13 protein-coding genes are annotated in these 12338 nt (G+C 62.5%); 5 read left to right on the top strand and 8 right to left on the bottom strand.

Annotation, left to right across the window (positions count from 1 at the left end):
* Nucleotides 1-6: 6 nt before the first annotated feature.
* The 3 genes from GC119_RS05020 to GC119_RS05010 are packed head-to-tail and all read right to left on the bottom strand — an operon-like array spanning nucleotide 7 to nucleotide 2212.
* Nucleotides 7-633, bottom strand: a complete 627-nt coding sequence (locus tag GC119_RS05020; RefSeq protein WP_083318868.1) for a DUF308 domain-containing protein — start codon at nucleotides 631-633, stop codon at nucleotides 7-9.
* Nucleotides 630-1397 (bottom strand): glutamate racemase, encoded by a 768-nt coding sequence (locus tag GC119_RS05015; protein WP_070575793.1) that lies wholly within the window; start codon nucleotides 1395-1397, stop codon nucleotides 630-632. The genes GC119_RS05020 and GC119_RS05015 overlap by 4 nt, the downstream gene beginning before the upstream one ends.
* On the bottom strand, nucleotides 1394-2212 hold the full coding sequence (locus tag GC119_RS05010) for an HAD domain-containing protein (RefSeq protein ID WP_226829267.1): 819 nt from the start codon (nucleotides 2210-2212) through the stop codon (nucleotides 1394-1396). Before GC119_RS05010 ends, GC119_RS05015 begins: the two co-directional genes overlap by 4 nt.
* 124 nt (nucleotides 2213-2336) lie before the next feature.
* Here GC119_RS05010 and GC119_RS05005 point away from each other — a divergent pair, with 124 nt between their 5' ends.
* From GC119_RS05005 to lhgO, 4 genes are all read left to right on the top strand, one after another.
* Entirely contained in the window at nucleotides 2337-3305 is a 969-nt protein-coding gene (locus tag GC119_RS05005; RefSeq protein ID WP_070776753.1) for a TAXI family TRAP transporter solute-binding subunit, read from the top strand.
* Between the two features lie 7 nt (nucleotides 3306-3312).
* The gene (locus GC119_RS05000; protein WP_070776754.1) at nucleotides 3313-3828 is read left to right on the top strand and encodes a DUF1850 domain-containing protein; all 516 of its coding nucleotides are present in this window, start codon (nucleotides 3313-3315) and stop codon (nucleotides 3826-3828) included.
* Between the two features lie 63 nt (nucleotides 3829-3891).
* Entirely contained in the window at nucleotides 3892-5883 is a 1992-nt protein-coding gene (locus tag GC119_RS04995) for a TRAP transporter permease (protein WP_151952603.1), read from the top strand.
* Nucleotides 5884-5909: 26 nt separating this feature from the next.
* Nucleotides 5910-7118, top strand: a complete 1209-nt coding sequence (gene lhgO / locus GC119_RS04990) for an L-2-hydroxyglutarate oxidase (protein WP_151952602.1) — start codon at nucleotides 5910-5912, stop codon at nucleotides 7116-7118.
* Here lhgO and GC119_RS04985 read toward each other — a convergent pair.
* Entirely contained in the window at nucleotides 7102-7491 is a 390-nt protein-coding gene (locus GC119_RS04985) for a universal stress protein (protein ID WP_070575772.1), read from the bottom strand. The two genes, lhgO and GC119_RS04985, sit on opposite strands and share 17 nt — an antisense overlap.
* Nucleotides 7492-7514: 23 nt before the next feature.
* On the opposite strand from GC119_RS04985, the gene GC119_RS04980 reads away from it, so the two are divergent.
* Nucleotides 7515-8429: an inositol monophosphatase family protein gene (locus GC119_RS04980; RefSeq protein WP_151952601.1), complete on the top strand. Its 915-nt coding sequence runs from the start codon at nucleotides 7515-7517 to the stop codon at nucleotides 8427-8429.
* Between the two features lie 45 nt (nucleotides 8430-8474).
* On the opposite strand, the gene GC119_RS04975 is transcribed toward GC119_RS04980, so the two are convergent.
* From GC119_RS04975 to GC119_RS04960, 4 genes are read right to left on the bottom strand one after another with little or no spacing between them, the layout of a single operon-like run.
* Complete coding sequence (locus GC119_RS04975) at nucleotides 8475-9230, bottom strand: ABC transporter ATP-binding protein (RefSeq protein WP_070575769.1); 756 nt, start codon at nucleotides 9228-9230, stop codon at nucleotides 8475-8477.
* Nucleotides 9227-10366, bottom strand: a complete 1140-nt coding sequence (locus GC119_RS04970) for an iron chelate uptake ABC transporter family permease subunit (protein WP_083318869.1) — start codon at nucleotides 10364-10366, stop codon at nucleotides 9227-9229. Before GC119_RS04970 ends, GC119_RS04975 begins: the two co-directional genes overlap by 4 nt.
* Entirely contained in the window at nucleotides 10359-11312 is a 954-nt protein-coding gene (locus GC119_RS04965; protein ID WP_070575765.1) for an ABC transporter permease, read from the bottom strand. Before GC119_RS04965 ends, GC119_RS04970 begins: the two co-directional genes overlap by 8 nt.
* Entirely contained in the window at nucleotides 11309-12292 is a 984-nt protein-coding gene (locus GC119_RS04960; protein ID WP_070776758.1) for a siderophore ABC transporter substrate-binding protein, read from the bottom strand. The genes GC119_RS04965 and GC119_RS04960 overlap by 4 nt, the downstream gene beginning before the upstream one ends.
* Nucleotides 12293-12338 lie beyond the last annotated feature (46 nt).

The raw sequence follows: 12338 nt of genomic DNA, 5'->3' as shown, positions 1-12338 counted from the left end.
GGCCCGTCAGTCGTCGTCGACGATCTCGCCTTCGATCACCTGGGGGCCTTCGCCTCGGCCGTTCCAGCCCCCAGCCCGCCCGTCCTGCGTGCGGAAAGCGCGGAAGGTGGTGGTGATCCGGCGGGCCAGCATCAAGCTGAAGACACCGTAGACGCCCAGCAGGAAAGCAGCCAGGTACATGCCGACGGTGATGGTGTCTGCCGGGAAAATCGGCATGACAAACCCGGCGATCACAGCGGCAATGCCGAGCACCAGGCCCAGCCACCACGACCGAACGCCCAGGCTGCGCATGAGAACAGACACGAGAATGACGCCCGTGCCGAACAGAACGGCGACAACGCTCATCACCACAACGAGGAATCCCAGGAGTGCAGTGGGTGCGGCCAGAATGAGAATGCCCAGCAGACCTGACAGCAGCGCGTGACCCAGGGCCAGGCCTGATTTGCGGCGCACCGAGGCGACAAGGGCAAGAACGGCATCAACCAAGAGCCACGTGCCGACCAGGTAGGAGAACACCACCGCGCTGTGGCCGGGCCACACAATCAGCAGAATCGAAGCGATGAGCGCAAAGACACCCTGCAGGACTAAGAAGAGGTTGATCGGTCGGACTGCCACGGTAGATCCCTTCCTCATACAGCTATGTCCAAAAGCGCCTGGCCGGCTGGGTAGGCGCTGACTGCGGCCGGGAGCTTCCCCGGTCGTCCCGACAGGTACACCTGCAGCAGCCGCCCGGTGGGCTGTGCTTCCGAACTGGGGTTCAGCCCCAGCCGGTGCAGTGTCTGCTGGGCAACGGCGCCGTGCGAATCGTACAGCTGCCCGATACCCGGTCTGGCGGCGCGAATGACGTCGGCCACTAGTCCGTAGTGGGTGCAGCCCAGCACTATGTCGGTGATGCCTTCGGGGGTGTCGGCCATTGCTTGGGCGACTGCCGCGCGAATGCTCACGGGGTCAGCTGCGTCAATGGCCTGCGCCAGTCCGAAGGCCGCTGTCTGGTGAACGTCGAGACCGGCGGCAAACTTCCCGATCAGCTCATTCTGGTAGTCGCTGTTCGTTGTGGCCGGAGTGGCCCACACGGCGAAGGGCCGTCCGGTTTCAGCTGCGGGTTTGATGGCGGGCACGGTGCCGATGATCGGAATGCTGAACTCTTTGCGCAGAGCGGGCAGCGCATTGACCGAGGCGGTGTTGCAGGCCACGACGATCGCATCGGGGCTGTGCTGGGCCAGGGTGCGGGCTGAGAACAGCGCCCGCTTGGTGACATCGGCACCGGAGAGTCTGCCGTAGGGGGCGAAGTCCGGGTCCATGGCAAGCACGAGGTCCGCCTGCGGGGCTGCCCGGTGGATGGCGTGGGCAAACGCCGTCAGTCCCAGTCCGGAATCGAAGACGCCGATGGTGGTCATAGCCGCAGCTTTCTGGGTCGAGGTGTCAGCGAGTACGGGTTGTTCTGTTCCGGTCCGGTGGGGTCAGGGCGGGTCTCGGTGGGTGGGACAGCCGCCGGGCCGCTGGGACCTGCCGAACCGCTGGGTCCGGCACGGTCAGCTGACATTTCCGAGGTGGCGATCTCCGCCGGCGTTGTCCGGTGCGGAGTTCTGGGGGCGGGTGGGGTGAACCGGCGCATCTGCTTGAAGTGCGCCTCGGTCAGCCCCTTGCTGTATTCGGGGGCGATCATGAGCAGGCGCTCGCCGAAGAGCATTGCGAAGTGCTCCAGGGTGGCAGGCTGGACCAGGTCGTCGTCAATCCAGATGGCCCGTTCGTCCGGGTGCTCGCGCAGAAACCTTTCGACCGCTTTGGCCTTCCACCACGTGTGCGGATCGTCCGCGTAGTAGTTGAATGACGAGTCCGGCATGGGCTCGACCGCGTAGCAGCCGGTGAAGCCGAGCTTCGGTTCAATCTCTTCCGTGCACAGGTGCGACCACGTGGACAGCCAGACCAGCTGGGCGTGACGGCGCCGCACAAAGCGCTCCATGAGCTGCACGATGTGCGGCCGGTAGTGAAGTTCATAGTTCCAAGCGCGCACAGCTTTGCGCTTTTCCCGCCTGAACCGAGGCTCCGGCACGGGATAGGAGTTGAGGACGCCGTCGACGTCGAGAAAAATCCGCACGGGCGACTGGGCTTGGACCATAAGTTCATGGTAGCCGCGACCGTTGACAGAGCGGACATCCGTGCCGCAGCTCGAGTTGACCCGTGGCTTGAGGACGATAAAGTACAGGTGCACGGTTTTCAGTGTTCATTCAGCTAAGCGGCTGATTGGTTGACGGAACTGTCAGGGTTGATGCGTTCCGGCACTCGTGAGTTCTGTGTGAAAGCCAAGTTGGTGTCAACGGAGACAAAGGAACATCATGCTCAAACGTTTGCGCTCTACGGCTGTTGTTGCAGCAGTCGCCTCAATAGCCCTGGTCGCTTCTGGCTGCGCTGGCGGCGGTGGAGACAAAGGCACAGATATAGTCACGATCGCGACCGGCGGTTCTTCTGGTGTCTACTATCAGGTGGGCGCTGGATATGCGAACCTGCTCAAAGACTCACTGGGTTCTGATGCAACGGTCCAGGCCACTGGCGCTTCGGTCGAAAACGTCACGCTGGTCCACGACGGCAACGCCGAAATCGCGTTCACGCAGGCTGACGCAGTCGACCAGGCAATCAAGGGCGAGGGTCCCTTCGAAGACAAATCCGCAGACAATATTCAGGCCATCGGTGCGCTGTATGACCAGTACATCCAGGTGGTCACAACAGAAAAGTCCGGGATCAAGACCTTTGACGACCTCAAGGGCAAGAAAATCTCAGTCGGCGACGCGAACTCCGGTGTAGAGCTCAATGCGCGCGCTGTTGTCAAGGCCTACGGGTACACCTATGACGACTTCAACGTCGACTACCTGTCCTACGCAGATGCCATTGACGCCATGAAGAACGGCCAGCTTGACGCCGCTTTCTTCACTTCGGGCATCCCGAACTCAGCCGTCAGCGACCTTGCGACAACCGAAAAGGTGGTTGTGCTTCCCCTGGATGGTGAGGGTGCGAAGACTCTGCTCGATGAGTATGACTACCTCGGCGAAGCCACTGTTCCGGCTGATACGTACAAGTCTGCCGAGGACGCCAAGACCCTGACCATTCCGAACCTTCTGATAGCCAGCCCCGACCTCACAGAAGAGGCGGGCTATGAGATGACAAAGGTCTTCTACGACAACCTGGACAAGCTCGAGAAGTCGCACAGCTCGGTTGCGGACATCGACATCGACAAAGCGGCTGACGTCAAGGTTGCCGAGCTGCACCCCGGGGCTAAGAAGTACTTTGAAGAAAAGGGACTTCTGTAGAACCCGCATGGCAGGCCGTAATCCGCTGCCCAGCAGCGCGCGATCGCTGACGCGCCGCGCGCTGCTGGGCGCGGGGCTCGGCCCGGCGGCAGCACTGGTGCTCGCCGCCGATGTCCCCGACCGGCGCCTCGTAGTCAGCTCTGTCCGGCCCGAGAAGCAGACTTTCTACCGTGCGCCGATCGGCGACGGCGACAGGATCACACTCCGATGGATCCACTCGGTGGATCACAACCCCTGGGTGGAGCACTACGCGGTGTATGGACGTGAACTCCGCTTGGACTGCATAGAGCTTCGGACAATGGGGGCGGGAACCCCGTCGAACGCACCCCGGGTGTACCGGTCTGGAAGCTCGCTGCACATGTGCGGCTATGACCGGCCGTACCAATCTCTCAACTGGATACATTCCCACGATGTTGCACACACAGTGACAATTCGTCGACAGCGGGGCAGTGAGTGGTCTTCGGACTTCATCGAGACCACAGATCTTCCCCATCGCGCTTCGATCACCCTGCGTGTTCTCTGAACGTCACGTCCTTACGGGGCAGTTCGCGTTCGGCGTTCATCGCCCTTCACATTTGGAGATTTCATGAATTCGACTGCATCACCGAAATCGACGTCTGATGGCTTCAGCAGCACAGACGAACTCAGCGAAGACGCCCAAGAGCTGTTGGAAGACCTGGACCGGGAGTCGCGCACCCGGCCGTATCAGGACACGTGGCTGAAGACCCCGGTTCTCATAGTCGGAGTGCTCCTGTCGCTCTACCACATGTACATCGCGCTGTTCTCCGGCCCGCCGCAGCTGGTGCACCGCGCCATCCACGTCTCAGCCATCCTCGTGCTGTGCTTTGCCCTCTACCGCCCAACGCGCAAACAGGGCAAAGCAACCGTTCCCTGGTACGACTGGATTCTGGTTGCCATATCAGCCTCAATCGCGGTCTATATTGCGCAGCAGTACAGCCAGATCGTCTCCGCTGGTGGGCGCTTCGACACGATTGACGTGGTATTCGGCGCGCTTTTGGTGTTCGTGGTCTTGGAAGCCGCCCGCCGTCTCACGGGGTGGGCGCTGCCCATCCTGGCCGTGCTGTTCATCGTGTACGGCATCTACGGTCGGATGATGCCGGGGGCATTTAAGCACCGCGGCTACGATCTCGACCGCATTCTCAACTTCATGCTCTCGACGAACGAAGGCGTCTTCTCCACGGCGATCGGCGTTTCGTCCACCTATATATTCCTGTTCATTCTCTTCGGCGCAGTGCTTGCCAAGTCCGGCATGGGAGAGTTCTTCAACAACCTCGCCATGGCCGTAGCCGGCCAGACTCGCGGCGGTCCGGCCAAAGTGTCGGTGATCGCCTCTGGCTTCCTCGGGTCAATCAACGGTTCGGCGATTGCCAATGTTGTGACCACGGGTGCTTTTACGATTCCGCTCATGAAGCGCATCGGCTACCGACCCAACTTCGCCGGGGCGGTTGAAGCCTCCGCTTCAGTGGGTGGTCAGCTTCTTCCCCCGATTATGGGAGCGGCGGCGTTCATCATGGCTGAGACTCTGGGCATCCCGTATCAGCAGATTGCGCTGGTCGCGATCATGCCCGCGCTGCTGTACTACCTGGGCATCATCGCCCAGGTGCACCTGCGCGCCACGCGCGACGGGCTGAAGGGAATCTCAAAAGACAACATCCCGGCTGTTCTGAGTGTGCTGAAGGAGCGCGGTCACCTGCTGATTCCGCTGGCATATCTGCTGTTCATGCTGTTCTTTTCGGGCCGCACGATTCTCTTCTCCGCTGTCACAACGGTCATCGTCACCATCATCGTGGCTCAGCTGCGCAAGACCACGCGGATGTCAGTCAAGGACATTCTCGAATCTCTCCGCGACGGGGCGATCACCGCTGTCTCGGTTGCTGTTGCATGTGCGTGCGTCGGGATCATCGTCGGCATCGCAACGCTGACGGGGCTGGGCGTCAAACTCGCCGGAGCGATTGTCGCCATCGGCGGAGGCCTTCTGCTTCCCACGCTCATCATGACGGCTCTTGCCTGCATCATCCTCGGCATGGGACTTCCGTCTATTCCGGCCTACATCATCACCGCGACCATGGCGGCTCCGGCGCTGGGCGAGCTTGGCGTCGAACCGCTGGTTGCGCACCTGTTCGTGTTCTACTTCGGCCTCTTTGCCAACATCACACCGCCGGTGGCGCTGGCGGCCTTTGCCGGAGCGGGCTTGGCCGGGGGCGATCCGATGAAGACCGGCTTTGCGGCCATGAAATTGGCAGTGGCGGGCTACATCGTCCCGTTTATCTTCGTGTACAACCCCGGCCTGCTGTGGCAGAACGTGCCGATTCCGGAAGCCGTGTGGATCACCGTCACCGCTGCCATCGGCGTTTTGGTGCTCGCGGTTGCCGCGGAGGGAATGTTCATGGCCCCCGTTCCGCTTGCGCTGCGGATCGTTCTTGCCGCAGGCGCAATCCTGCTCATTGTGCCCGGCTCGATAAGCGACTTCGTCGCCTTTGGGGTTCTGGCCGCAGGCTTTGCCGTTCAGCTGGTGGTGGCCGCGAAGAAGCAGCGGCTGAGCATCCGCAATATCTGAGAAGAGCTTCAGAGGGGAAGCCGACGATGCTCAAGCAGAACTTCGGAGTGATCGGTGCGGGAATCATCGGGGCTGCAGTCGCGCGGGAACTGACCAAGCGCTTCCCGGGCGCTTCGGTCACGGTGCTCGATAAGGAGCCCCGCGCGGCGCAGCACCAGACGGGCCACAATTCCGGTGTGGTGCACGCGGGGCTGTACTACGAGCCCGGCAGCCTGAAAGCGCGCCTGTGTCGGCGGGGTGTGAGCCTCATGCGCGAGTACGCTCTCGACCGCGGTCTGCCGTACGAAGAGTGCGGCAAACTGGTCGTCGCATTGAATGAGGCCGAAGAGGCTCGTCTCGGTGCCATCTATGAAAAGGCCGTCGCAAACGGGGTTCCAGGCGTCGAGATGATCGGACCCGACGGAATTCGGGATGCGGAGCCCAACGCGGTCGGCCGTTCGGCGCTGCGCTCACCGCAGACGGCCATCATCGACTACGGCGCGGTGACACGAGAGCTTCTTTCTGATGTAGAGCATGCCGGGGGTCAGCTGATCTTCGGCGCAGAGGTGACGGACATCGCCAACCGCGGCGGCGGCTGTGCGGTCGGCGCGCGCCGCGGTGAAGAAACCCTGCGTTTGACCTTCGATCACGTGGTCGTGTGCGCTGGCCTGCAGTCCGACAGGGTCGCCAAGCTGGCAGGCGGTGCTGAACACCCCAAGATCGTGCCGTTCTTCGGCCAGTACTCCCGGCTGTCCCCGGAGTACAGAACCGTTCTCAACGGGCTGGTCTACCCTGTGCCCGATCCCGCGTACCCGTTTCTCGGAGTTCACCTGACTAAGCGGGTCGACGGTGAGATGCTGGTGGGTCCGAACGCATTTCTCTCGTTCGGACGCGAAAACTACAGTGGTCGGCACATTGGAATCTCCGACAGCTTCGCAGTGGCTTCGGACCCGGGCTTCTGGCGGTTTGCCAGCCGAAACGTCAAGGCGGCCGTCCGTGAGTTCGGCGGTGTGATCTCCCGCCGCAGATTCCTGGCGGGCGCAGAACAGTATGTGCCGAGCCTTCGCGGTGCTGAATCGACCCCGATCACCCGAGGCATCCGCGCTCAGGCAATGGATCGCAGCGGGAACCTCGTCGATGACTTTGTGATCGAAAGGATCGGGGAGGCGACTCTCGTCCGCAATGCTCCCTCACCCGGTGCGACTTCGTCCTTGGCAATCGCCGAGCACTTAGTTGACACTACGGTGTTGCGGTGAGCACGGGAACGTCGGATTCCAGCAGAATGCGCTGAGCCTGGGAGCCCAGGATGAATTTGCCGATGGCGCTGCGCTTGCGCAGACCGATGACGATCATGCTGGCCCCGTGCTCCCCGGCGCACCGGTTGAGCGTTTCCACCAGATTGTCTTCGTGTTCCGGCTGCAGAACCTCAGCATCAACACCTGCCCTGCGGGCTTGTTCTTCCAGTGCGGCGGTTTCGGAAGCGTTGAGGGTTGTGACTTCGCTGGCCGCCCCCAGCCGGGGAGAGTTCACCACGAGTGCGCGAGTGCCGCGTGCCTTCGCCTCGGCAAAGCCCGCATCGAGAGCAGCCTGACCTTCCGGCGAGGGGAGATAGCCGATGATGACTGTCATAGGACCACTGTAACGTGGAGCGCATGATCGATCCGCTGTTGGCGCTCGCCCGGGACGCCGCGTTTCTCGGGTGGTCGCGCATGAGTCTGTGGGCTTCGAAGCTGTCCCGCGCACACGTTGAAGCCAAAGACAACCCCAACAATCTCGTCACGGAAGCCGATGCTGAAATCGAAGGGCTCGTACGCGGCTACTTTGCGCGGTTCCGCCCCGAGGACACGATCGTCGGCGAAGAATCCGCGGAACTTCTTGAGGCTCACGAGGTGGAAGACGGTTCCGCTGTGCTGTCCGGTCTCGTGCTTCCCACCCTGGCAGAAGACCCGCAGTTCGCGGCGCGTCTACGTGAAATCGAACCACTGGAGTGGCACGTCGACCCGATTGACGGGACCGTCAACTTTGTCCGCGGACTGCCCGCCTACTGCATTTCCCTCGGCGCCCGCCGCCCCGACGACTGTCATCCGGCACACGGCCGGTGGGAGATCGGCCTCGTCGCAGCGCCGGTGCTGGACACTGTCTGGTACGCCCGCGCCGGTGCCGGCGCGTGGGTGCGCACAGGACTGCCGGAGGCTGCAGAACTGGCAACAGGCGCCTCGGCGGACCGGATCAGCGGAACCCCGGCGGGACTGCCGGGAGCGGTTGCCGCGACCGGATTCGGCTACGCCCCACAGAGGCGCGCTGAACAGGTCAGCAGACTCAGCCCGGTGCTGCAGGAGTTCGACGATGTGCGGCGCATGGGCTCAGCCGCAATCGACCTGTGCCTGGCGGCGGAAGGGAAAGTCAACGCCTATTTTGAGCGCGGCCTGGGCATCTACGACTGGGCCGGGGGAGCGGTCATCGCCCGCGAAGCCGGCCTGCACGTGCAGCTGCCCACCGACCGCAGCGAGCCGGTCATAGTCGCAGACACAGCCGAACGCATGGAGTTTCTGCGGCGCCACGCCTGAGCGCTTGAAGCGAGTGAACGCCGAAATGGCCTGCGCGCAGTCGGGTCAGTAGTACACGGCCAGCGGTCCGCGCGGCCCGTCAACCACCTGGACGGGAGTGTTGAACACGCGGGTGAGGACCTCGCTGCGCATAATGTCCTCCGGCGGGCCGAACTCGACCACCTGACCTTCTTTGACAGCGCAGATGCTGTCGGCGTAGGCGGCGGCGAAGTTGATGTCGTGCAGCACGATCACGACCGTGCGGCCCAGTTCATTGGCCACGCGGCGCAGGTGGCGCATCATGATCACCGAGTGCTGCATGTCGAGGTTGTTCAGCGGTTCGTCCAACAGGACGTAGTCGGTTTCCTGCGCCAGGACCATGGCCACATAGGCCCGCTGGCGCTGGCCGCCGGAAAGCTCATCGAGGTAGCGGCCCTCAAAGCGGCTCAGCCCCAAGAAGTCAATCGCTTCGCTGATCGCGGTTTCGTCTTTTGAGGTAAGACGGCCCTTGGAGTGGGGAAAACGGCCGAAGCCCACCAGCTGGCGCACCGTCAGCCGGGTCACGAAGTGGTTCTCCTGCCGAAGGATCGACACGATCTTCGCCAGTTCGTCGCTTTTGGTGGTCGTCACATCATGGCCGGCAACTGTAATGTGTCCGGAGTCCATGGCCATGAGCCGGCCGATCATCGTCAGCAGAGTCGACTTGCCCGCCCCGTTGGGGCCCACCAGCGCTGTAATGCCGTGCGCCGGGATCTCCAGGTTGACCGGACCGATGCAGACGTCGTCAGCGTACTTCCGCGCGACGTCGGACAGGTTGATCACAGGCGCCCCTTTCGGAGAATGTAGACGAGGAAGAACGTGCCGCCGACAATCTCCATGATGATCCCCACGCTGCCTTCGGCGTAGAACAGGTTCTTGAGCACAAAGTGCGAACCGGCCAGAATCACATAGCCGACGAGCACGCCCATGGGGAACAGCAGACGGTGATCGAAGGTGTCTGCCAGCTGGTAGGTGATCATCGCGGTGAGGAAGCCGAAGAAGGTCATCGGCCCGACCAGTGCGGTGGAAACTGCCATGAGCACAGCGATCAGCAGCAGCGAGCCGATCAGGAGCCGTTTGTGGTTCAGTCCCAGGTTCACGGCCGTCTCACGGCCCAGCCCCATGAGGTTGAGCCTGCGGCCCATGGCCCACAGTCCGCCGCCGGCTGCCAACACAAGCGGTATGGCGATCGGCAGGTAGCGCACATCGGCGTTGGCGATCGAGCCGATCAGGCGGGCGGTGAGAACATCGAATTCGCTCGGGGTCAGCAGCCGCTGCATGAAAGTGGACAGGGCGCCCAGCCCGCCGCCGAGGACAAGACCGATGAGCAGGGTGATCTGCAGGTCGTGTCCGGAAACATCGCGCCCCCGGCCGAATCCGCCGAGCAGCCACCCGTAGAGCAGACCCGCCGCACCGGTCATGACGGCCGCCTGGACCAAGAACGGCACGGTGCCGGTCAGTGCGGCTGTGCCGCCGGCGCCGAGGAAGAACACCGCCGCGGTCTGCACAAGCCGGTACAGGGATTCAAAGCCCATGATCGACGGGGTGAGGATTCGGTTGTTCGTCACAGTCTGGAAGGCAATAGTCGCGGTGGCCTGTGCAAATGCGACGACGGCGATGACCAGCAGGGTGGAGGCCCGCAGCTGTGAGATGGCCCAAAAACCCGGGTGACTGATGGGCACAGGGCTCTTCCAGGCCAGCGTGGCGGCCGTAACCGCTAGGGCAAGCAGACCCAGGACGCCCATCATGATCCAGTAGCGGCGCTTCTTGGCCTTTGTGGGAAGAGCACCGGAGAAGCGTTCGGGGGCCGCCCGCATCGAGTCGGCGACCAGGCACTCCTCAAACAGGATGGGGTGGCCGGCGGGAAGGCGCTCATTGGCCGAAACCCGCGGCGGCAGGGAGCGGGGAGTATCAGGCACGAGACTTCTTCCTCAGCAGGAGGGCAACGAACACGACTGAGCCGACAACACCCAGAATCAGGCTGACCGGGATCTCAAACGGGGCGATGACAATCCGCCCGATGAGGTCTGACACAGTCACCGCGGCAATGCCCATGAGGGCCACCCACGGCAGGTTTGAGCGCAGGTCGTCACCGCGGAACATAGACACGATATTCGGGACCACCAGGCCGAGGAAAGGCAGATTGCCGACGACGACGGTGACAACACCGGTGGCCAGGGCGACCAGGCCGGTGCCCAGCAGAATGACCCGGTTGTAGTTGATGCCGACGTTGACGGCCACGCTTTCGCCCAGCCCGACAACGGTGAAGCGGTCAGCGGCGATGAAGATGGCAATGGCTATCGCAACGACGACCCACAGCGGTTCGTACTGGCCTTTGAGCACCGAGGTGAAGGATCCGGCAAACCAGATTCCGAGGCTTTGCAGCATGTCGGTGGCCAAGGCTATGTAGGTGGAGACTGCACCGACGACAGCGCCGAGCATGAGTCCGACGATCGGCACGATCACGGATGAGCGCAGCGTCACCTGGCGCAGGAAGGCAAAGAAGATGAGTGTGCCGATGAAGCTCATGACGATTGCCCCGGCCATGTGGACCAGCAGGCCCGAATCGGGGGCGATGATCATCGTCAGCAGAAGGCCCAGCCCCGCCCATTCGGTGGTGCCGGTGGTTGTCGGCTCGACAAAGCGGTTCTGGGTCATGAGCTGCATGACGAGTCCGCACATGGCCATTGCCGCACCGGAGAGCACGAGGGCCAGGGTGCGGGGAACGCGTGTGATGCTGAACATTTCGGCACCGCCCTCGCCGAAGATGTCGAAGACGCCGACGAACAGGGATGCAACGACCAGCGCCGCAGTCACAGCGACTGCGGCGCCGAATCGCCACGTGAGCAGGGCAGGACGGGTCACTGCTTGTTGAATTCCTCCGCGAGGTTTTCAAGAGCCTCGGTGTAGGTCTGGATAGATTCGTTGACGTAGGTGTCCTCCGGCATGTATAGCACGTGGCCTTCCTTGATGGCGGTCACGTTCTTCAGAGCAGCGGAGTTCGAAACGACGTCCTTTGCCGGGTGGTATTTTTCGCCGTCCTTCATGGTGATGGCGGCATCACGGTCCATGACGATGATCCAGTCAGGGTTGGACTTGGCGATCGCTTCAACGCTGACGTCATCGCCCTCGTGGTCTTCCGAGGCTTCCGGAACGTCAAGGGCGGGCTTCAGGCCGACCATGTCGAACAGCGGGCCGGCGCCGCGGCCCTGGGAAGGAGCGGAGTAGTTGAGGTTGCCGCCGGTGGAGATGAGCCCCATGACGGTCTGGTCCTTGTTGTAGCTGTCCTTAGCTGCCTTTTCGGCGTCCTCGAACTTCTTGACGAGTTCGTCAGCCTCTTTTTCTTTGCCGAAGACTTCGCCCAGGGCAGTGGTCTGGCGCTTGAACTCTTCGTCCAGGGGCTTGCCGTCGCGCGGTTCGAGATCGACGATCGGGGTGTCCCCGGCGAGCTCCTTGATCTTGTCTTCGTGCTGAGTGAAGCGCTGACCGGTGATGATCACGTCAGGTTCAGCGGCCACGATCGCTTCGAGGTCGGGTTCGCGGTGGTTGCCCAGGTCGACAACCGATTCGTCTTCGCGCAGCTCCAGCGACTTCGGAACGATCTTGCGGGGAGCTGCAACGGGCTTGACGCCCCAGTCTTCAAGCGTCTGGAAAGAGCGGTTGTCCAGAGCAACAACCTTCTTTGGGTTCTTCGGAACCTCGACGGTGCCGTCGTTCGTTTCGATGCTGACGGTTTCAGCGCTGCCGGATTGGCTGTTCTCAGCGGTGCCGGAGCCGCATGCAGCAAGGGTCAGTGCGAGGGTGCTCGCACCGATGAGTGCGGCGAAGCGTCGTGCAGTCTTCATGATGTTTCTTTCATGTCCGTGTCGGAAGAGTGAAAGTTAGGCGAGG

Origin of the sequence: Brevibacterium sp. Marseille-P9724 (genome assembly GCF_902500275.1) — a bacterium.
Classification (GTDB): domain Bacteria; phylum Actinomycetota; class Actinomycetes; order Actinomycetales; family Brevibacteriaceae; genus Brevibacterium.
The sequence above is the reverse complement of the archived record's forward strand: the minus strand, read 5'-3'. Positions and strand labels throughout refer to the sequence as shown.

Bases quoted from the DNA above. Each gene is read 5' to 3' on its own strand.
- GC119_RS05020 (WP_083318868.1), bottom strand. From the start codon at position 633: ATGAGGAAGGGATCTACCGTGGCAGTCCGACCGATCAACCTCTTCTTA.
- GC119_RS05015 (WP_070575793.1), bottom strand. From the start codon at position 1,397: ATGACCACCATCGGCGTCTTCGATTCCGGACTGGGACTGACGGCGTTT.
- GC119_RS05000 (WP_070776754.1), top strand. From the start codon at position 3,313: ATGGCAGGCCGTAATCCGCTGCCCAGCAGCGCGCGATCGCTGACGCGC.
- lhgO (WP_151952602.1), top strand. From the start codon at position 5,910: ATGCTCAAGCAGAACTTCGGAGTGATCGGTGCGGGAATCATCGGGGCT.
- GC119_RS04985 (WP_070575772.1), bottom strand. From the start codon at position 7,491: ATGACAGTCATCATCGGCTATCTCCCCTCGCCGGAAGGTCAGGCTGCT.
- GC119_RS04980 (WP_151952601.1), top strand. From the start codon at position 7,515: ATGATCGATCCGCTGTTGGCGCTCGCCCGGGACGCCGCGTTTCTCGGG.
- GC119_RS05005 (WP_070776753.1), top strand. From the start codon at position 2,337: ATGCTCAAACGTTTGCGCTCTACGGCTGTTGTTGCAGCAGTCGCCTCA.
- GC119_RS04995 (WP_151952603.1), top strand. From the start codon at position 3,892: ATGAATTCGACTGCATCACCGAAATCGACGTCTGATGGCTTCAGCAGC.
- GC119_RS04960 (WP_070776758.1), bottom strand. From the start codon at position 12,292: ATGAAGACTGCACGACGCTTCGCCGCACTCATCGGTGCGAGCACCCTC.